The following is a 20,824-nucleotide window of genomic DNA, read 5'->3' as shown; positions in this document are numbered from 1 at the left end:
CATGAGCGCGAATCAGACATTCATACACGATAATTTTCTATTAGAAAATAAATATGCTGAAGAGTTATATCACAATTACTCAAAAAACCAGCCGATTATTGATTATCACAATCACTTAAATCCACAGTTTATTGCAGAGGATAAGATTTTTGATAATATCACTAATGTATGGATTAACGGAGATCATTACAAATGGCGTGCAATGCGTACATTAGGAATCAACGAACAGTTTGTAACGGGAAATGGTTCAGATAAAGATAAGTTCTTAAACTGGGCAAAAACAGTTCCGTATACAATGCGTAATCCTTTGTATCACTGGACACATTTAGAATTAGCGCGTTATTTTGATATTTACGACCTGCTGAATGAAAAATCTGCTGAGAAAATTTACATAGAAACAACGGAAAAAATTAATTCCCAGGCGTACAGCACACAAAACCTTCTTAAAAAAGTAAAAGCTGAATTAGTTTGTACTACAGAAGATCCGATCGATACTTTAGAATTTCACCAAAAATTCGCCAACAATTCGACTGGTATTAAAATGAGTACGGCTTTCAGACCTGATAAAGCCATCTTAATCAATAATGATGGTTATAATGCATATCTGGACACATTAGGGGATGTGTCCGGAAATGCAATTAATACATATGCCGATTTGCAATCTGCTTTAAGAAAAAGAATTGAATTCTTTAATGCAAATGGCTGTAAATTAAGTGATCACGGTTTAAATCAAATTGATTTTGAAAACTTTACAGAAAGTGAAGTTAACGCAATATTTAAAAAGAAAAGAGAAAATGGTGAGTTGTCTCCTGAAGAAGCTTTAAAATTCCAAAGTGCAATTTTATTATTCTTATCCGAAACGTATCATGAATTTGGATGGGTACAGCAGTTTCATTTAGGCGCATTGCGAAATAATAATGCACGTATGCACAGAATCTTAGGTCCGGATACCGGCTGGGATTCTATCGGGGATTATCCGCAGGCACAAAAATTATCCGCTTTTTTAAATGCTTTGGACAGCAAAGATAAATTAACTAAAACAATCATTTATAACTTAAATCCGGCCGATAATGAAGTTATGGCCACGATGATTGGAAATTTCAATGACGGAAGCGTTCGCGGAAAAGTACAATTTGGTTCCGGATGGTGGTTTTTAGACCAAAAAGACGGAATGACAAAGCAGTTAAATGCCCTCTCAAACATGGGATTAATCAGCTGTTTCGTTGGGATGCTTACCGATTCAAGAAGCTTTTTATCATTTCCAAGACACGAATATTTCAGACGTATTTTGTGTAATCTTCTGGGAGACGAAATCAAAAGAGGAGAACTGCCAAACGATATGGAATGGATTGGAAAATTAGTTTCAGACATCTCATACAATAACGCAAAAGAGTATTTCAAATTTTAATTTTTTGAACCATTAAGGTATTAAGAAAATTAAGTTTTTTTTGAAATCCGATCTTAATGTTGAAAAGAAGATTAAGAAAAAGAGCTTAATAAACTTAATAGCAAAGAAAACAATACGTAAAGCTTAATTTTCTCAATCTCTTAATGTTAAAAACAAAAATGCCTTAATGGTAAAAATAAAAAAATATAAAAATGAGTAGAGTAGTTGCATTTGGAGAAATCATGCTGCGTTTATCAACAGAAAGACATTTGCGTTTTTCGCAGTCTGCGGCATTTGGTGCTACATACGGAGGCGGTGAATTTAATGTGTGTGTTTCGTTGGCAAATTATGGTGTAAATGCTGAATTTGTTACCAGACTGCCTCAAAACGAGATTGGTTTATCTGCATTAAAGGAAATGCGAAAAATGAATGTCGGAACCCAAAATATAGTGTATGGAGGAGATCGTTTAGGAATCTATTTTCTGGAAACCGGAGCCGGGACACGAGGGAGCAATGTTGTGTACGATCGTGCACACAGCGCGATGGCAACTATTGAAAAAGGACAAATAGACTGGGACAAAGTTCTGGAAGGAGCCGAATGGTTTCACTGGAGCGGTATTACTCCGGCTATTTCTCAAACCGCTGCAGAAGCTTGTTTAGAAGCTATAAAAGCAGCCCATAAAAAAGGAATTAAAATTTCATGCGACTTAAATTACAGATCAAAACTTTGGCAGTATGGTAAAACGCCAAGTAATGTAATGCCTGAAATGCTCCAATACAGCAATGTAATTTTAGGAGATATCGACACCGCTTATTTCATGCTGGGAATTCCAAAAGTAAACCCTAATTATCAGGATGAGAAATCGCTTCCGGTTTTATATGAAAAGCTGTTTGAATTAATTCCTAATTTAAAAGTGGCGGCGACAACACTTCGTTATTCAGTAAGTGCTTCACACCAAAGAATTGGAGGTATTTTGTTTGACGGAAAAGCATTGTATCAGGCTGCCGTAAAAGAGGTAACACCGGTTGTAGACAGAGTTGGGAGCGGCGATGCTTTTATGGGCGGATTGATTTACGGATTATTAGAGTATCAAAATAACAACCAGAGAGCATTAGATTTTGCAGTGGCGGCCTGTTGTTTAAAACATACAATTGCAGGCGATTACAATCTGGTTACATTAAAAGAAGTTGAAAATATGATTGATGGTGATGGTTCTGCATTAGTATCAAGATAATAATAGAAATATGGCAAAATATTCAAGAATAGAGGTTGCGCAGACAATGAAAGATAATGGAATGGTACCGTTGTTTTTTCATTCTGATATTGAATTAAGTAAACAAGTTTTAAAAGCGTGTTACGATGGCGGTTCCAGATTAATGGAATTTACGAGTCGTGGTGATTTTGCCCATGAAGTTTTTGGAGCTTTAAATAAATATGCTTTAGCAGAACTTCCGGGAATGATTTTAGGAGTTGGTTCTGTTACAGATGCAGCTTCGACTTCATTGTACATGAGTTTGGGAGCCAATTTTATTGTAACACCGGTTTTTAGAGAAGATATTGCAATTGCCTGCAATCGAAGAAAAGTATTATGGTCGCCGGGCTGCGGTACGCTTTCAGAAATTGCCAGAGCAGAAGAATTAGGATGTGAAATTGTAAAATTATTTCCTGCAGATACTTACGGACCTGAATTTATAAAAGCAATAAAAGGACCTTGTCCGTGGACAAGCATTATGCCTACAGGAGGTGTTTATCCAACAGAAGAAAGTCTTAGTTCATGGTTAAAAGCCGGAGCAACTTGTGTTGGTTTAGGTTCACAGCTGATTTCAAAAGATATATTAGACAATAAAGATTTCGATGGTTTAACCGCCAGGGTAAAACAGGTTCTGGACATCATAAAAAATATAAGAAAATAAATAAGGAGTAATCATGCCAATCCTTATTTAGATGCGTTTTTTTAGATTTTAGAGATTGTAATTGAGCATTACGCTTGCAGATAAATCTTGTGACTCCTCACAGCAGGATTTATTTATTACGAGTGTAATGTTTCATTTACAATGTAATAAAATTGATCAATAAGGTATTAAGTGGTTATTTATAACACTTTAAAGTAAAAATTAAAATGGAAAAAATAAACAGATCAAATTCAGAATTATCAAATAGACTGCCAATTAAAATAGTTCAGTTTGGAGAAGGTAATTTCTTGAGGGCTTTTGTAGAATATGCAATTCAGAAATTAAATCAGGAAGCTGATTTTAATGCGGGAATTGCTGTGGTTCAGCCTATTGATAAAGGATTGGTGAATATGATCAATGAACAGGACGGATTGTACACTTTGTTTATGAAAGGTGTAAAAAAAGGTGAGGAAATTCAGGAAAAAGAATTGATTACCAATATTGTAAAAGCAGTAGATCCTTATGCTTCTTTTCAGGAATATCTGGCTTTAGCCAAAGAAGAAGAACTGGCTTTTATTATATCAAATACAACAGAAGCCGGAATCGAGTATATTGCTTCAGACCTGCCTTCTATGCAGCCTCCAGTATCTTTCCCTGCAAAGTTAACCGTACTTTTGTATGAAAGATTTAAACATTTTAATGGTGCTGATAATAAAGGATTAACAATTATTCCTTGTGAGTTAATCAATTATAATTCAGATACTTTAAAAGAAGTTATTTTAAAATATTGTACAGATTGGAAATTAGGCCAGGAATTTGTTTCCTGGATTTTAAACAGCTGTTCTTTCCACAATACATTAGTAGACAGAATTGTTCCGGGATATCCTAAAGATCAAATTGAAGAATATAACAGCCAGTTAGATTACAAAGATGATTTGATTGTTAGTGCCGAAACTTTCTTTTTATGGGTTATCGAAGGCGATGACGAATTGAAAGCAAAACTTCCGTTTGAAAAAACAGATCTTGACGTAAAAATTGTAGAAGACATGCAGCCTTACAGAACACGTAAGGTAAGGATTTTAAATGGAGCGCATACCGCTATGGTGCCGTTTTCATTACTTTATGGCAACGAAACCGTAAAAGAAACCGTTGATAATCCTTTTACAGGAGAATTTATAAATAAAGCTGTTTTTGAGGAAATCAACGAAACCTTAAACATGGATAAGCAAGAACTGGCAAGTTTCTCTGAAGAAATCTTAGACCGTTTCAGAAATCCGTTTATTAAACATTTATTGTCATCCATTGCTTTAAATTCTATTTCTAAATTTAAGGTTCGCGTTTTACCAAGTTTAACAGAATATGTAAAAATCCACAAAAAACTTCCGGTTCATTTAACTTATGCATTTGCCGCTTTAATTCGTTTCTATAAAGGAACGTGGAACGGTCAGAGTTTACCTGTAAATGACAGTGAGGATATAGTTGCATTTTTTGATGGCTTATGGACATCAGACGATTATGAAAAAATTGCAAGGCTTACTTTGCAGAACAAAAGTTTCTGGGATGAAGATTTAACGGAGATTCCGTCATTAACAAATGCAATAACAATTGCTTTGGAAGAAATTGATGCAAACGGTATTGAAGCTGGTTTTGCTAAATTCCAGGAAAGAATAAAATAAAAAGAAAACAAAAAGAACAAAGATCGAGGGTTATGGCAACGCAGAAAAAATTAATAAAAGTTCATCCAACCGACAATGTTGCGGTTGCACTGGTGAACCTTACAGCTGGCGAAGTAATTGATTTCGAGGGAGAATCAGTTACGGTTGAGACAGATGTAAAAATGAAACATAAGATTGCAATGGTTCCTTTTAATGTAGGAGACAGAATCATTATGTACGGAGTTTTGGTAGGGAAGGCAAGTGCCAGAATCGAAAGAGGTGGATTGCTTTCTACTGCAAATGTAAAACACGAAAGTGATAAAGTCACCGGTAAAACAGAAACGATTGGCTGGACTGCTCCCAATATTGACAAATGGAAAGACAGAACATGGCAGGGCTATCACAGAGAAGACGGACAGGTTGGAACTGAGAATGTATGGTTGTTTTTTCCTTTGGTTTTTTGTGAAAACAGAAATATTGAAATTTTAAAAGATATTTTTGAAAAGGAATTAATGAAACCAAAAGAAAACGATTATCAATTATTGCTTCGTTCTTTAGTAAAATCAGAAACGGGAGGAGCAGGAAATCAGGAAGCTTCAAACGACGCTAATTTGTTCAATAATATTGAAGTTAAATTTATTACGCACCAAGGCGGCTGCGGCGGAATCCGTCAGGATTCTCATAGTCTGGCTAAATTATTGGCCGGATATGTAAATAATCCCAATGTTGCCGGGGCAACAGTTTTAAGTTTAGGATGTCAAAATCTTCAGATCCAGATCTTCAAAGATGCTTTAGATGCCATTAATCCAAATAGTAAAAAGCCGGTTTTAATTTACGACCAGCAATCTATCGGAACAATTGAAACAATGTTAAGCAGTGTTGTAAAAGATACTTTTGAAGCCATTAAAAAAGCAAACGAAATAAAAAGAGAACCTGCTCCATTATCAAAACTAAGAATTGGTTTAGAGTGCGGTGGATCTGACGGTTTTTCAGGAATTTCTGCAAACCCGACTTTAGGTGTGACTTCAGATTTATTAGCGGCTTTAGGCGGCACAACAATTCTTTCTGAATTTCCGGAATTATGTGGTGTTGAACAGGAATTGGTAAACAGATGCGTTGAAGATGAAAGCGGAAAACGTTTCCTTGATTTAATGCAGTGGTATGAAAAAACAGTTGTTGATGCAGGTTCAGGATTTGATATGAATCCTTCTCCGGGAAACATCAAAGATGGTTTGATTACAGATGCAATGAAATCTGCAGGTGCTGCTAAAAAAGGAGGAACTTCGCCAATTACAGGAGTTTTTGACTACGGTGAATACATTACAAAACCAGGTTTAACTTTACTTTGTACACCAGGAAATGATGTTGAGTGTACAACGGCAATGGTGGGTTCAGGAGCGAATATGGTATTGTTTACAACAGGTTTAGGAACTCCGACAGGAAACCCGATCGCACCGGTTGTAAAAATTTCCTCCAACACACAATTAGCCAACAAAATGTCTGATATCATTGATATTGATACAGGTGGAATTATCACCGGAGAAAAATCAATTGATGAAATGGCAGATGAAATGTTAGAATTTATTATTGATGTTGCCAGCGGAACAATTAAAACCAAAGCAGCACTTTTAAATCAAAACGATTTTATTCCTTGGAAAAGAGGAGTTTCTTTATAAAAAGAATTTAAAATATAATGTAGAGACGCACAGCAGTGCGTCTTTTTTTTGTCATTAAGGTATTAATCTTTTAATGTTTAAAAGTTAGTTCGGGAAGAAGATTTGCGAATATGCAGTTCAGGGGCAAGAACTACCTTTTTTTCGATTTTTATAGTATCTGTTTTGTCAACCTGCTCCAGGAAAACACGGGCTGACATTTTACCCATTTCAAGCGGTGACTGATCTACAGAAGTAATCGACAGCTCCATAAACTTAGTAAAAGGTTCGTTACTAAAACCGGCTACACAAAATTCTTTCGGGATACTGATATTTCTTTCTTTTAATTCCTGAATGGCACCCAATGCAGCAAAATCACTCGCAGAAAAGATAGCGTCAGGAGGAGTTTCTAACTGTAACAGTTTATCAACTGCTTCTTTTCCGGCTTCTACGGCACTTTTTGTATAAATAACATATTCTTCTTTAAAATCTATTCCGTGATCTAATAAAGCCTGTTTGTAGCCTAAAAACCTGTTTTTGAAAATCTCTAAGGACTGATCTCCGGAGAAATGTGCAATTTTTCTACATCCTTCGTTTATTAAATGTTTGGTAGTTAAATAGCCGCCTCTGAAATCGTTTATCGTTACAGAACTTACACCTTCAATATGTTTGCTTCTGTCGAAAAAAATCAGCGGGACGTTCTTTTGCAGTACATACTGAAATGCACCGTCATTTTCATCAGTTACATCAGTTACAGACATTAAAATTCCGTCAACCTGGGCATCTATTAAAGTATATAAATTTTCGTTTTCTCTTTTTTTGCTTTCATGCGTCTGGCAAATAATAACCTGATAACCATGCGGATGCAGTTCCTCTTCAATTCCTCTGATTACAGAGGCAAAAAAATTACTGTCTATACGGGGTACAATTACACCAATATTATTACTACGGCCGCTTTTTAATGCTAAAGCAAGCTTGTTTTGCTTGTAGTTCATTGAGGCAGCAGTTTTGATAACCAACTCACGAGTACTTTCTTTAATCTTCGGGTTGTTGTTCAACGCTCTGGAAACAGTAGCTGCAGTGATATTCAATTTCTCAGCAATATCATAAATGGTTACTTTTTCGCTCATTAAAAAGGGTTTTACAAGTTAAATTCTTTGACAAAAATACATTTTTTTTATATAATCTGATACTTAATGTTATCGATTACCATAGCAGCTTACTACAACGTTTTATATTCTACAATGATAATAAATTATAATATTTTTTGCATTAAATGTAATTATAATTCTTAATAAAAATTAAAAATACAATTTATTTCTAAATAAATTTGGCTGGATGGAACATATTTTCTAATTTCGTGTAATCGATTACATGATTATTAGCGTTTTTCGTTTGTTTAACTATAAATTCCATACACATGGCTGCAGACAAGGTTAGGGCATACAGAACTGTTTTTTTTACCATAATGGTTGGTTTGACCATATCATGCTCTAAAAAAGTTACAGCTGTTTCTGAATCTGATCCTTGGAAAATTATGGAATCAACTATTAAAAGTCTTCCTCAAACCAAATTTCAGGATAAAACCTATAATATAAATGATTTTGGAGCTGTTGCTGATGGTAAAACTTTGAATACAGCAGCGTTTGCAAAAGCAATTAAAGCCTGTTCAGAAAATGGGGGCGGAAAAGTTTTAGTTCCGAATGGAATATATCTTACCGGAGCAATTCACCTAGAAAGCAATATAAATCTGCATTTAGAAGATAAGGCAGAAATTCTTTTTAGTCTTAACCCAAAAGATTATCCAATAGTTCATACTTCCTGGGAAGGGACAGAACTCATGAATTATTCCCCTCTAATCTATGCAAAAAATAAAACTAATGTTGCCGTTACCGGAAAAGGAACTTTAAACGGTCAGGCAGACAACACTAATTGGTGGATTTGGTCCGGTGGAAAAGGGTATGGATGGAAAAAGGGAATTCCGTCTCAAAACGATCCAACAAATCGTGAGGTATTGGTGGATATGGCTGAAAAAAGAATTCCGATTGCAGAAAGAATTTTTGGAGATGGAAGATACCTGAGACCGAATTTTATTGAATTTTTTGAATGCAATACCGTTTTGGTCAAAGATATAAAAGTGATTAATTCTCCTTTTTGGATTCTTCACCCCATAAAAACAAACAATATTATTATTGACGGTGTAACGGTAAACAGCCACGGTCCCAATAATGACGGCTGCGACCCTGAATATTCGCAAAATGTAATAATTAAAAACTGCACTTTTAATACCGGAGATGACTGTATTGCAATTAAATCCGGCCGTGATGCCGATGGAAGAAGAGTGGCAGTTCCGAGTAAAAATATTGTGGTTCAAAACTGTAAAATGATTGACGGCCACGGCGGCGTTGTAATTGGGAGCGAGATTTCTGCCGGGGTAAATAATGTTTTTGTAGAAAACTGTGTCATGGACAGTCCCAATCTGGATCGTGCCATTCGAATAAAAACCAATTCAAAACGCGGGGGAGTTATCGAAAATGTCTATGTAAGAAATCTTGAAGTGGGAACTGTAAAAGAATGTGTTTTGCTTGTAACAATGTTTTACAACGTTTACGGTTCGCAGACAGGAAACTTTATACCAACTGTCAGAAACATCAGCCTGGAAAATGTCAATGTAAAAAATGGTGGAAAGTACAGTGTCTGGGCAGAAGGTTACGAAGAATCGCCGGTAGAAAACATTACACTTAAAAATGTCAAAATTCAAAAAGTAGACTCGGTCTATTTATTAAAAAATGTGAAAAATATCAATTTTATAAATACTTATATCAATGGAAAAAAAACAGAATAAATAAAAGTAGTAACTATCATTTAACCAAACCACTAAACCACTTATGAAAATTAAACAATCATTAAAGAAAAAAATAAAATACAATCTTGTATTTTTATTTTTCCTGAATTTCCTGCTGAGCAATACAATATATGCGCAGTCTTCTGTAGTAGAGGGAAAAATTACCGATGCGTCAGGATTATCACTGCCAGGTGTTAATATTCAGGAAAAAGGAACCAAAAACGGAACTTCAACAGATTTTGAAGGCAGCTTTAAAATAAACGTTACCAATAATAAAGCGGTTTTAATTATCAGTTATCTAGGTTTTCAAACACAAGAAGTCAGTGTTGCCGGAAAAACAACAATCAATGTTAGTCTTGCAGAACAATCCAATTCCTTAAATGAAGTTGTCGTGGTAGGATATGGTTCTGTAAAGAAAACAGATCTTACAGGTTCTGTGAGTACGATTAGTGCGGCAGTAATTACAGAAAGAAATACCACTAGTCCACTAGAAGCTATTCAGGGAAGTACGCCCGGAGTTCAGATTTCATCGAGTTCAGGACGTTCCGGAGACGGATTCAAAGTGGTTATTAGAGGAAATAATTCATTAGTAGGATCATCTCCATTGTATGTAGTGGATGGCGTTCCTGTTGAAAATATTGATTTCCTAAATCCGCAGGATATTGCAAGAATGGATGTACTGAAAGACGCTTCGTCAGCAGCAATTTATGGTTCAAGAGGAGCAAGCGGTGTTATCATTGTTACAACCAAAAGCGGTGCAAATGTAAAATCCGGTATTAATGTCACTTTTGATTCTTCGTATGGGACTAAAACTGCAGCAAGAATGCCAAAAATGATGAGCGGAGAAGAATGGTGGAAATTTCATCAGGTTGCTTATATGAGTGCAGTACCAACAACACAGACTCCGGCTCAGCTTGCTGCATTGGCAGGAAATCAAAGTCCGTTATTAGTTTCAAGAGCCAACAGCGGTTATAATTTTGACTGGGCAGATGCTGTGCTGAAAACAGGAATGACTCAAAATAATTATTTAAACGTTACAGGACGTTCAGATTCTGGTTTGAGTTACAACCTTGGATTCGGAATTCAAAGTGATGAAGGACTTATTGAAAACGACGGAACAGATAAATATTCTTTTAAGTTAGGATTAAATCATAAAATAAATGACAAATTTACAACAGGTGCCAATGTCACTATTGCCCGTGTTGATACGCAGTTAGGAAGTGATTTAGCCATGCAGGACGCTTTTAGGTTGAGTCCATTAATGTCTCCGTGGGCAATTGACGCTGATGGAAATGAAAAAATAGGAACTTTATTTTTCCTTCCGGGAAAATTAACTTACCCAAACGGTTCATGGGCCATTAATAAAACGAGTACTGTAAATCCGTTAATGGAAATTGCCAATTCATCACAAAGAGAAAAAACATGGCAGACCGTTGGAAATGTTTTCTTTCAATATCAGGCTTTAAAATGGCTTTCGTTTAAAACAACATTTTCTGCTGGTATAGAAAATACTGTTACAAGTGCTTCATATGGTGCACAGACCAATGCAGGAGTTACATTAAACGGAAAAAATTCGGCATCGATTAAAAACTTCAATAACTTCAATTACACTTGGGATAATCAAATTGACCTGAAACATACTTTTAGAGAAGTACATGATTTTAGCGTTTTATTACTGCAGAGTTTGTATTCAAATGTTGATGAGACTTCTTATTTATATTCAAACAATCAGCCTTTTGATGTTGGATCAGACAATATGGGATCTGGAGTGCAAACCAGTTATAACATCAGTTCAGGATACCAAAAAAATACTTTGAGTTCGTATGCGGTTCGTTTAAATTATACTTTTAAAGACAAATATTTATTGACAGCTTCTACAAGATGGGACGGTTCTTCTGTTTTATCTGAAGGAAATAAATGGCAGAGTTTCCCATCTGTAGCATTAGGATGGAAAATTAACAAAGAATCTTTCTTAGCCAATAGTACTGTAATATCAGATTTAAAACTTCGAGCGAGTTTAGGTTATACAGGTAATGATAACGTAGCGCCTTACACGTCTCAGGCTTTATTAAACCAGCAGACATTTTATGCAAACGGGGCAAATGTAGTTTCGGGATGGCAGTCTGAAAATCTGGCCAATCAGGATTTAACCTGGGAAAAAACCCGCGAATTGAACTTTGGTCTTGATTATGGTTTCCTGCAAAACAGGATTTCCGGAAGTGTTGATGTTTATGACAGATTATCGGATAAATTAATTTACAAACAGCAATTGCCGGCAGAAAGCGGCTGGAAAAATACTTTTGCCAATGTAGGATCTGTGAGCAACAAAGGAGTTGAGGTGTTGTTAACTACAAAAAACATCAAAAGTGAAAAAGTAAATTGGGAAACGACTTTTACTTTTACTAAAAACGTAAACAAACTAGAGTCAATTTACAATCAGGATAAGGTAAGTGATATTGGTAATAAATTAATTTTGGGTTCAGAGTTAAACCCAAATTACAATTATGTTTATGATGGTGTGTGGCAGGAAAGCGAAGCAGCGCTTGCAGCCTCTTACGGACAAGCTCCGGGACAGGCCAGACCAAAGGATTTAAACAATGACGGTAAATTTAATCAGGATGACAGAACTGTAATTGGAAATGCAAATCCGGAATGGCAGGGAAGTTTATATTCTAAACTGACTGTTGGTAATTTCGATTTTAATTTTTCAATATTGACAAGTCAGGGGCAGACGGTTTTGAGTACTTTTCACCAAAACTTTGCCGATGTAAGCGACAGAGGCCGTCAAAAACTGGCCATGGATTATTTTATTCCAACAAACAGTGCCGGTATTGAGGCCAATGCAAATAATACAAACCCAAGACCCGGGCCGGTTGCAACCGGAGCAGGAGCGTATTGGACTTCATTATTTGCTTACTACAGAGATGTTTCTTATGTGAAAATCAAAAATATATCTTTAGGTTACACATTGAGTCCTGAATTATTGAAAAAGCTTAAAATCAGTAATTTGAGAATTTATGTGAATGTTTTAGACCCGTTTGTATTTACCAGCTTTGACGGATATGATCCGGAATGGGCAGCTTCTCCTTTTGGAGTAAACCGTCCGGCATCTGTAACTACACAATTGGGATTAAGTGTTAAATTTTAATAAAGATATCAAATGAAAAAAATAATAATAATGTTAGGAATAGCTGTGGCAGTTTTAAGCTCTTGCAGTAATTATATCGACGAGGAAAGCCTTTCAAATGTTCCTGCCGATGGTACATATAAAACCGCATCCGGATTTCAGCTTTTAGTGAATACCAATTATGCATGGTTAAAAGGAATTTACGGCGGAAACCCATGGTTATTTGAAGCCGGAACAGACATGTATGCAGAAGGCAGAACGCCGGAACCTGCAGGATTAAGTCAGTACACGCTTTTAATTCCGTCTTCGACCAATGTAGAAGATTTATATAATTCTTGCTATCAGCTTATTCAGTCTGTTAATAAAACAATGTATTATTCAACAATTACAGAACAGACCGCTAATTTAAGCACTTTGGTTGGCGAGGCCAGATTTTTAAGAGCAAATGCTTATTTCTTATTAGTGCAGACTTATGGCGGAGTACCTATTGTAAATGAAAATATTACGACGCCCGTTTTATCTTTTAAAAGAAATACGGCAGAAGAAGTATACACACAAATTATAAGTGACTTAGATGCAGCTCTGGCAAGTGTTGGAACAAATTCATACGGCACAACAGGAAAAGTAAACAAAAGAGCGGTAAACGATTTACTGGCAAAAGTTTATTTAACCAGAGGATATGAAACTTTTGGCAAAGCCGATGATTTTACAAAAGCTGCCGCTTATGCCGATGCTGCAATTGGCGGACAAACTCTCGCTATATCTTTCGATCAGTTATTTAAACCGGGAAATGATTTAAATGCCGAAACTATTTTCTCAGTTCAATACGACAAAGCTTCAACAAGTACAAGTCCGACAACATTAGGAAATAATCAGTTTTATTATTTCAGTTCTTATTTAGGCGGAGCAGAAACCGGCGCGCCGTTAAGAAGTTATAATTTATGTCCGACTGATTACGCTTTGGGTCTTTATGAAAAAGGAGATAAAAGATGGGAAGGAACTTTTATGACAGAAATTTTAGAAGGTCCGGAAACTACAAATGGTGTTACAAAAAATGTTTTGTATTATCCATATTACAGAAGTACCAATCCGGCTTCCTTAAAAGTCAGACATTTTTACGAACCAAAATGGTTTACGCCTGCCGATAAAACTGCCTGGATGACAGCCAATGCTTCCAGATTATCTGCAACATTTGTATACCATCCTTGGGGAGAATATTCTGCAGCGCATACTTTAATTAAAAATCTGGATTGCTATACTATTCCGGTTAAGAAATTTGATGATCCGGATCCTACAACACCTTCAAGTACAGGACCTGTAAGCACGAGAGATATTATTGTTTCGAGACTTGGAGAAACGTATTTAATCGCTGCAGAAGCTTATTTAAAAGCAGGACAGCCAGGAACTGGGCTGGATCGTTTAAACGAAGTAAGAAGAAGAGCAGGTGTTGCCAATGCCACATTAGCAGAATTCAATATCGATTATATTTTAGATGAGAGAGGAAGAGAGCTGTTAGGTGAATACAAACGCTGGTTCGATTTAAAACGTACCGGAACATTGGTGGCAAGAGCATCGGCTCATAATTATAAAATTAAAGCATCAAATTTTGTTGGTGTGGGTGGACAACTTAAAATTTTAAGACCAATTCCGCAAGTGGCATTGGACTTAAACCAAAATAAAGATTTTCCTCAAAATCCTGGTTATTAGTAATTTTTTAGTTTTTTGAGACTATTTGTTTTTTGAAGAAGTTAAAAAGGAGTTTGGCAAAAAATGCCAGACTCTTTCTTAACTAAAAATGTAAATTGATTTTTAATGCGAAAGATTGTATTGATTTTATTTCTGTTTTCCTGCGTAGCCAAGGCGCAGAATACGTACAGTGTCGACACTTCGTACACGGTAAAAAGCACGTATAATAAACTCATCAAAAAATACCCTTCAATAACAATTCCGGCAGTTCAAACAAGCAACAATATTGATCAAAGTTTAGATATTATTTATTCTCAGGAAAATGAAAGAGCATTGCATCTAGATGCGTTTGTGTACAAAACAAAAAAAAGAAATCCGGCGGTTATTATGATTCACGGCGGCGGCTGGAGATCAGGAAATAAAAACCAAATGAATCTTTTGGCAAAAGAAATTGCTTCAAAAGGTTATTCGTGTTTTACAATAGAATACAGGTTATCACTTGAAGCGAAATATCCACACGGAATTTATGATGTAAAAAATGCTATTAAATTTATAAAAGATAATGCAGCGAAATTCAAAGTTCATCCAGACAAAATTGCGGTTTTAGGCTGTTCTTCAGGCGGGCAAATGGCAGCTTTGATTGGTACGACAAATGAAAATCCGGCTTTTGATGATCCTTCCGGTAAAAGTAAAGGATCTTCAAAAGTAAATGCGATTATTAATGTTGACGGAGTTTTGGCATTCAGGCATCCGGAATCTTCAGAAGGCGAAATGGCTTCATTTTGGCTCGGAGGTTCTTATGAAGAAAAAACGGAAAACTGGAAAAATGCTTCGGCTTTAAATCATGCCGATAAAAATACACCGCCAATTTTGTTTATCAACAGCAGTATTGACAGGTTTCATGCCGGAAGAGACGATGTGATAAAGATTTTAAATCAAAATAAAATTTACAATGAGGTTCATACTATCGAAAACTCGCCTCATTCTTTTTGGTTTTTTCAGCCCTGGTTTGACCAAACCGTTCTTTACACCACAAATTTTCTAAACAAGATATTCAAATAATTTACCATAAAATGAAAACAAAAATCACAGTCGCAGCTTTATTTTTAATTGGCTTTACGTCGGTTAATGCCCAAAAGTATGATATTAAAACGGCCAAAACATATGCTGAAATTTCTGCAAAAACAGACGGGCACTGGGAAGGACGTAAATACATTGGCGGAACAGCTTTTAAAAATGTTGACCGTTTAAAACTGGCTCCGGAACATACAGACCATTCTTTTGATATTCGTTATGAAGGTCCGGGCTGGGAAAATAACAGAATAGGATATCGTTTGTATTTAGACTGGAGAAATGCTATTGATATTTTTGGAAAGAAAACATCTGAAATGATTTTGCCGAAAGTTGGACAGGATAATTTTGATTCTTATCACGAAATGAGTGATTGGGGAGCAGATATTCTAAAAGCCGGAAAAGGAATTGGAATTGGTTCTATTGATCGTTATTTAAACAATGAAAAGCTGCATTTCCGCGAAGTCGATTCTACAATTGCAGCGGTTGTAAATAAAAATGATCAGTCTGGTGTAAAAGTGAATTACTACGGCTGGAAAACAGCTTCGGATAAAATTGATTTTACTTCTGTATTAACCATAAAACCAGATCAGCTGTATACAAAACATACGATTCAGGCTTCAAAAGAAATTAAAGGAATCTGCACGGGAATTGTAAAACAAAAGAATACAGAATTGCTTAAAAAGGAAAGCAAAAACAAAAAATGGGCTTATCTGGCTACTTACGGAACACAATCATTGGTGCCGGATAAATTAGGAATGGCAATTTTTTATGAAGTAAAAACAATCGAAAATATTGCCGATACTGATTTGGATTATTTATTGATTTTTAAACCAACAACTAAGGAAACTTCTTTTTATCTTTTAGGTGCCTGGGAACAAGAACAAAACGGAATTAAATCTCAGGAAGAATTTGTGAAATATTTAGATGCGCAATTAGAAATCCTGAATAAAAAAGGTAAAATGTAAATTGTTTTTGTCACAGATTAAAGGATCAAAAAGATAAAAAACCTGCTGAATCTGCGAGAAAACTATTTAACACATAGAAACATAGATTTTATTTAGTTTTAAAAGAGTATAAAAAAGAAGCTGGCTTCTCAAACGCCTTTTTATTAAAGTTTCAGAAAACTATGTTTCTGTGTGTTTAAAAGTTAGTAAAGAATAATCCATTTAATCTGTGAAATCTGTGGCAAAAAAGATATAAATATGAAGCATAAAAAAATAGTCCTAGTATTACTGCTGCTTTTCAGCGGTTTTGCAATTGCGCAAAACAATCCTGAAAATGTTCTTCCTGATAATTTGAAATGGTCTGAAAGAACTGCACTTTCTATTTTAGATAAATATCCAGAAGCATGGAAACTTGATGGCAACGACAGTCCAAAATGGGATTATAAAATGGGTTTTGTATTGTCTGGTTTTGAAAAATTATATGAAAAAACAAAGGATAAAAAATATCTCGACTACATAAAAAGTTATGTTGACGGGATGATTGACACCAACGGAAATCTTAAAAAGTACGATAGTAAAGAATACAATATTGATTGTCTAAACCCGGGAAAACTGCTCTTTAATTTATATGAGATTACAAAAGATTCACGTTATTTTGAGATTACGGGAAAACTGAGAAATCAATTGGAAAATCAGCCCAGAACACCAAGTGGAGGATTTTGGCACAAACAAATTTATCCAAATCAAATGTGGATTGACGGATTGTATATGGCTGAACCTTTTTATACACAGTTTACCGTTAAATATGAAAAAGGAAGAAGCCTGGATGATATCGCCAGACAGTTTGAATTAGTTCACGATCATATGATTGATAAGAAATCGGGATTGGTTTATCAGGCCTGGGACGAAAGTAAAGAAATTGCCTGGGCGGACAAACAAACGGGAACTTCGCCAACCGTATGGGGACGCGGTATTGGCTGGTACATGATGGCTTTGGTCGAAACGCTGGATTATTTTCCTAAATCCCATCCAAAATATAAAGTTTTGGTGCAGTATTTAAATGAAATTTCAAAAAATGTAAATGACTACAAAAGCGATTCCGGATTATGGTATCAGGTTGCAGATAAAACGCAATTGTATGCAAATTATACAGAACCATCAGCTTCCGTTATGATTATTTATGCTTTTGCAAAAGGTGCACGAAAAGGTTATTTGTCTTCAAGTTATAAAAAAGAAGCCAAAAAATCATTTGACAGTTTTGTCAAAGAATTTGTCAAAGTTGATAAAAAAGGAGAAGTCAATATTCTCAATGTTTCCTCAAATGTTGGTTTAGGCGGAAAACCTTTTAGGGACGGTACAAATGATTATTATCTTATTGCCAAAACAAAAGAGAATGGAGCAATAGGTTTGGGAGCCTTTTTATTGGCTTCAACTGAATTAGAAAAATAGTAGAATTAAAAATATATTTTGAAATGAAGAATAGTAGAAAACAAAGTGTAATGTCGGTTTTATTGGTTTGTTTACTGGCTTTCACAAACTGTAAAGTGATTTCTCAGGAAACGGCAAAAAAAGAAATTGTTATTTCTAAAGAAATGAAATGGTCAGATAAAATGGCTTTAACCTTAATGAAGCGTCATACAGAAAGCTATATGCTGGACGATTCTAAAAAGCCAAAATGGGATTATGTTCACGCTTTAGTTTTGCATTCGATAGAAGAATTGTACAAAAAAAATCCGGATCCGCGCTACAAAGCTTATGTAAGAGCCTATGTAGATGAATTAGTTCAGGAAGACGGAAGTATTAAAACCTATGAATTTGATAAATACAATATTGATTTGGTTGTACCCGGACGTTTGCTTTTTGATATTTATGCCGAATCAAAACAGGATAAATATTTGAAAGCAATGCAGTTAGTTCGCAAACAATTGGCAGAACAGCCAAGAACAGCGAGCGGCGGATTTTGGCACAAACAGATTTATCCAAATCAAATGTGGCTGGACGGTTTATATATGGGAGAACCATTTTATGCACAATACACAGCGACGTTTGAAAACGGTAAAAGTTTCGATGATATTGCCAAACAATTTGAATTGATTCAACTTCATGCCACGGATCCAAAAACAGGATTGTTATATCACGGCTGGGACGAAAGTAAAGAAATGCCGTGGGCAAATAAAGAAACAGGAAATTCTCCAAACTTCTGGTCGAGAGCTCTGGGCTGGTATGTAATGGCATTGGTTGATGTGTTAGATTATATGCCAAAAGAACATCCAAAAAGAGCCGAATTAATTAAATACCTGAATAATGTTTCTGCAGCTTTGGCAAAATATCAGGATAAATCGGGTTTGTGGTATCAGGTTACAGACAAAGGCGGGGAAAAAGGAAATTACTTAGAAGCTTCAGGATCTGCAATGTTTTCTTATGCTTTTGCAAAAGGAGCAAACAAAGGATATTTACCTTCAAAATATAAAAAACTGGCAAACAAAGCTTTTGACGGATTAACGAAAGTCTTAATCAAAAAGGTTGATGAAGATGGCGGAATTACTTTAACAAACTGCTGTCAGGTTGCTGGTTTAGGAGGAAATCCATATCGCGACGGTTCTTATGAGTATTATGTGAACGAAAGAAAAAAAGATAATGATCCTAAAGCAACCGGACCTTTTATTTTGGCCGCTTTGGAATTGAATAGATAATTTTTGAGTTATGAGTCAGGGTTATGAATTTACGTCATTTATAATTTCGCCGACATAACATCAATTGAAAATAAAACCTGTCGGGTTTAACTAAAAAGTAAAAAATGAAAAACATAAAAATCATCTTTCTTTTTCTTTCCGTTTTTTCTATACAGAAAAACACGGCACAAGTCTGGACACCGGACAATGGAGACGGAACGTATACAAATCCAATTATTCATGCTGATTATTCAGATCCTGATGTGGTTCGGGTTGGAGATGATTTTTATATGACGGCATCGTCTTTTAACTGCATTCCGGGATTACCAATTTTGCATTCTAAAGATCTGGTTAACTGGAAGATTTTAAGTTATGCGCTGCCAAAACAGCCTCCATTTGATACTTACGATAAAGTACAGCATGGAAATGGTGTCTGGGCACCAAGTATTACTTTTCATAACAAAGAATTTTATATTTATTACCCCGATCCTGATTTTGGAATTTATATGATTAAAGCCAAAAAAGCCGAAGGACCATGGTCGGAGCCGTTGCTGGTAAAAGCAGGAACCGGACTGATAGATCCGAGTCCGCTTTGGGATAATGACGGAAAAGCTTATTTGGTACACGCATTTGCCGGAAGCCGTGCTCAGATAAAAAGTTTATTAGTGGTTTGTACCATGAATCCTGAAGGTACAATCGTGAATAATGATGAAGTAATGGTAATTGACGGCCATGACGGAGAAGGAACAATCGAAGGTCCGAAATTTTATAAGCGAAATAATTACTATTACATTTTTGCTCCTGCAGGCGGTGTTGCAACTGGCTGGCAGACTGTTTTAAGATCTAAAAATGTTTTTGGACCTTATGAAAAGAAAAAAGTTTTAGAACAGGGAACAACTTCTGTTAATGGTCCGCATCAGGGAGCGTGGGTTCAGACACAAACTGGTGAAGACTGGTTTATTCATTTTCAGGATAAAGGAGCTTACGGAAGAATTGTTCATTTACAGCCTGTGAAATGGGAAAATGACTGGCCGGTTATGGGACAGGATTTCGATAAAAACGGAATTGGAGAACCGATAACGACTTTTAAAAAACCAAATGTAGGAAAAAAATATCCTGTTGAAAATCCTACAGCTTCAGATGAGTTTAACGAACCAAAGCTGGGTTTACAATGGCAATGGCAGGCCAATTCTAAAACAAATTGGGGATTTCCAACAAGTCTGGGTTATTTGAATTTGTTTTGTCTGCCTACAATAAAAGACAGCAAAAATATATTTGATGCTCCGAATCTGCTTTTGCAAAAATTTCCTGCTGAAGAATTTTCGGCTGCAGCCAGATTAACTTTTAATTCAAGATTAAATGGGGAATCGACGGGATTAATCATAATGGGATTAGATTATAGTTATTTATGTTTTAAGAATGAAAATGGAAAATTATATCTGAATCAAAAAACAGGAACATTTAATAAAACGGTTTCAGAAACAGAAACAAAATCGATTTTAATTTCTAACAATACCATTTATTTGAAAGTGACAGTTAAGAAAGGTGGTGTCTGCAGTTTCTTTTATAGTTTAGATGATAAAAGTTATGAACCAATTGGAAATGATTTTATTTCTAAAGAAGGAAAATGGATTGGTGCCAAAATCGGACTTTTTGCTTTAAGCGAAAAAATTACAAATGATTCCGGCAATGTGGCAATAGACTGGTTTCGAGTTACAAAGTAAAATTAGTAAAAAGTAAATTTTTCTCCATTTTGGAAAAAATGGCTTTCATAAATTGGATAATTTGAACGAAAAATAAAAAATGATATTCAGATATCTTTAGTGCTCTAAAAACAGCTGAAATTAAATTTATTTGATTTTTCTTACTTTTTCGTTTGAAAAATGTAA

14 protein-coding genes are annotated in these 20,824 nt (G+C 35.4%); 13 read left to right on the top strand and 1 reads right to left on the bottom strand.

The window, feature by feature from the left end; all coding sequences use genetic code 11:
- Nucleotide 1: 1 nt before the first annotated feature.
- From uxaC to ASE21_RS14740, 5 genes are all read left to right on the top strand, one after another.
- A complete protein-coding gene (gene uxaC, locus ASE21_RS14760; RefSeq protein WP_057123454.1) occupies nucleotides 2-1,408 on the top strand; it encodes a glucuronate isomerase in 1,407 nt (468 codons plus the stop codon).
- A gap of 191 nt (nucleotides 1,409-1,599) precedes the next feature.
- Nucleotides 1,600-2,622, top strand: coding sequence for a sugar kinase (locus ASE21_RS14755; protein WP_057123453.1), 1,023 nt, complete (start codon nucleotides 1,600-1,602; stop codon nucleotides 2,620-2,622).
- A 10-nt stretch (nucleotides 2,623-2,632) separates the two neighbouring features.
- A complete protein-coding gene (locus ASE21_RS14750) occupies nucleotides 2,633-3,301 on the top strand; it encodes a bifunctional 4-hydroxy-2-oxoglutarate aldolase/2-dehydro-3-deoxy-phosphogluconate aldolase (protein WP_057123452.1) in 669 nt (222 codons plus the stop codon).
- Nucleotides 3,302-3,507: 206 nt separating this feature from the next.
- Nucleotides 3,508-4,956 carry a tagaturonate reductase gene (locus ASE21_RS14745; protein ID WP_057123451.1) on the top strand — a complete coding sequence of 483 codons (1,449 nt, stop codon included), beginning with the start codon at nucleotides 3,508-3,510 and terminating at the stop codon, nucleotides 4,954-4,956.
- 32 nt (nucleotides 4,957-4,988) lie between these two features.
- Nucleotides 4,989-6,611 (top strand): UxaA family hydrolase, encoded by a 1,623-nt coding sequence (locus ASE21_RS14740; RefSeq protein ID WP_057123450.1) that lies wholly within the window; start codon nucleotides 4,989-4,991, stop codon nucleotides 6,609-6,611.
- A 77-nt stretch (nucleotides 6,612-6,688) separates the two neighbouring features.
- Here the strand turns inward: ASE21_RS14740 and ASE21_RS14735 are convergent, their stop codons facing one another.
- Nucleotides 6,689-7,717, bottom strand: coding sequence for a LacI family DNA-binding transcriptional regulator (locus ASE21_RS14735; RefSeq protein ID WP_057123449.1), 1,029 nt, complete (start codon nucleotides 7,715-7,717; stop codon nucleotides 6,689-6,691).
- Between the two features lie 290 nt (nucleotides 7,718-8,007).
- On the opposite strand from ASE21_RS14735, the gene ASE21_RS14730 reads away from it, so the two are divergent.
- The 8 genes from ASE21_RS14730 to ASE21_RS14695 all read left to right on the top strand — a co-directional run bounded on the left by ASE21_RS14730 (nucleotide 8,008) and on the right by ASE21_RS14695 (nucleotide 20,659).
- Nucleotides 8,008-9,432 carry a glycoside hydrolase family 28 protein gene (locus tag ASE21_RS14730; RefSeq protein ID WP_057123448.1) on the top strand — a complete coding sequence of 475 codons (1,425 nt, stop codon included), beginning with the start codon at nucleotides 8,008-8,010 and terminating at the stop codon, nucleotides 9,430-9,432.
- A gap of 43 nt (nucleotides 9,433-9,475) precedes the next feature.
- Nucleotides 9,476-12,580, top strand: a complete 3,105-nt coding sequence (locus ASE21_RS14725; RefSeq protein ID WP_057123447.1) for a SusC/RagA family TonB-linked outer membrane protein — start codon at nucleotides 9,476-9,478, stop codon at nucleotides 12,578-12,580.
- A 12-nt stretch (nucleotides 12,581-12,592) separates the two neighbouring features.
- Nucleotides 12,593-14,266: a RagB/SusD family nutrient uptake outer membrane protein gene (locus ASE21_RS14720; protein WP_057123446.1), complete on the top strand. Its 1,674-nt coding sequence runs from the start codon at nucleotides 12,593-12,595 to the stop codon at nucleotides 14,264-14,266.
- 105 nt (nucleotides 14,267-14,371) lie between these two features.
- Complete coding sequence (locus tag ASE21_RS14715; RefSeq protein WP_057123445.1) at nucleotides 14,372-15,307, top strand: alpha/beta hydrolase; 936 nt, start codon at nucleotides 14,372-14,374, stop codon at nucleotides 15,305-15,307.
- 11 nt (nucleotides 15,308-15,318) lie between these two features.
- Nucleotides 15,319-16,284 (top strand): DUF4861 family protein, encoded by a 966-nt coding sequence (locus ASE21_RS14710; RefSeq protein WP_057123444.1) that lies wholly within the window; start codon nucleotides 15,319-15,321, stop codon nucleotides 16,282-16,284.
- Nucleotides 16,285-16,521: 237 nt separating this feature from the next.
- A complete protein-coding gene (locus ASE21_RS14705; protein WP_057123443.1) occupies nucleotides 16,522-17,712 on the top strand; it encodes a glycoside hydrolase family 105 protein in 1,191 nt (396 codons plus the stop codon).
- A gap of 23 nt (nucleotides 17,713-17,735) precedes the next feature.
- Nucleotides 17,736-18,956, top strand: coding sequence for a glycoside hydrolase family 105 protein (locus ASE21_RS14700; protein ID WP_057123442.1), 1,221 nt, complete (start codon nucleotides 17,736-17,738; stop codon nucleotides 18,954-18,956).
- Between the two features lie 104 nt (nucleotides 18,957-19,060).
- Nucleotides 19,061-20,659: a glycoside hydrolase 43 family protein gene (locus tag ASE21_RS14695; RefSeq protein ID WP_057123441.1), complete on the top strand. Its 1,599-nt coding sequence runs from the start codon at nucleotides 19,061-19,063 to the stop codon at nucleotides 20,657-20,659.
- Nucleotides 20,660-20,824 lie beyond the last annotated feature (165 nt).

The sequence above is a fragment of the Flavobacterium sp. Root901 genome (assembly GCF_001429765.1).
GTDB lineage: Bacteria > Bacteroidota > Bacteroidia > Flavobacteriales > Flavobacteriaceae > Flavobacterium.
Note: the sequence above shows the minus strand (reverse complement) of the source record. Positions and strands in the feature narration are given on the sequence as shown.

Excerpts from the sequence above, each read along its gene's own strand:
- uxaC (WP_057123454.1), top strand. The coding sequence starts at position 2 with ATGAGCGCGAATCAGACATTCATACACGATAATTTTCTATTAGAAAAT.
- ASE21_RS14755 (WP_057123453.1), top strand. The coding sequence starts at position 1,600 with ATGAGTAGAGTAGTTGCATTTGGAGAAATCATGCTGCGTTTATCAACA.
- ASE21_RS14750 (WP_057123452.1), top strand. The coding sequence starts at position 2,633 with ATGGCAAAATATTCAAGAATAGAGGTTGCGCAGACAATGAAAGATAAT.
- ASE21_RS14745 (WP_057123451.1), top strand. The coding sequence starts at position 3,508 with ATGGAAAAAATAAACAGATCAAATTCAGAATTATCAAATAGACTGCCA.
- ASE21_RS14740 (WP_057123450.1), top strand. The coding sequence starts at position 4,989 with ATGGCAACGCAGAAAAAATTAATAAAAGTTCATCCAACCGACAATGTT.
- ASE21_RS14735 (WP_057123449.1), bottom strand. The coding sequence starts at position 7,717 with ATGAGCGAAAAAGTAACCATTTATGATATTGCTGAGAAATTGAATATC.
- ASE21_RS14730 (WP_057123448.1), top strand. The coding sequence starts at position 8,008 with ATGGCTGCAGACAAGGTTAGGGCATACAGAACTGTTTTTTTTACCATA.
- ASE21_RS14725 (WP_057123447.1), top strand. The coding sequence starts at position 9,476 with ATGAAAATTAAACAATCATTAAAGAAAAAAATAAAATACAATCTTGTA.
- ASE21_RS14720 (WP_057123446.1), top strand. The coding sequence starts at position 12,593 with ATGAAAAAAATAATAATAATGTTAGGAATAGCTGTGGCAGTTTTAAGC.
- ASE21_RS14715 (WP_057123445.1), top strand. The coding sequence starts at position 14,372 with ATGCGAAAGATTGTATTGATTTTATTTCTGTTTTCCTGCGTAGCCAAG.
- ASE21_RS14710 (WP_057123444.1), top strand. The coding sequence starts at position 15,319 with ATGAAAACAAAAATCACAGTCGCAGCTTTATTTTTAATTGGCTTTACG.
- ASE21_RS14705 (WP_057123443.1), top strand. The coding sequence starts at position 16,522 with ATGAAGCATAAAAAAATAGTCCTAGTATTACTGCTGCTTTTCAGCGGT.
- ASE21_RS14700 (WP_057123442.1), top strand. The coding sequence starts at position 17,736 with ATGAAGAATAGTAGAAAACAAAGTGTAATGTCGGTTTTATTGGTTTGT.
- ASE21_RS14695 (WP_057123441.1), top strand. The coding sequence starts at position 19,061 with ATGAAAAACATAAAAATCATCTTTCTTTTTCTTTCCGTTTTTTCTATA.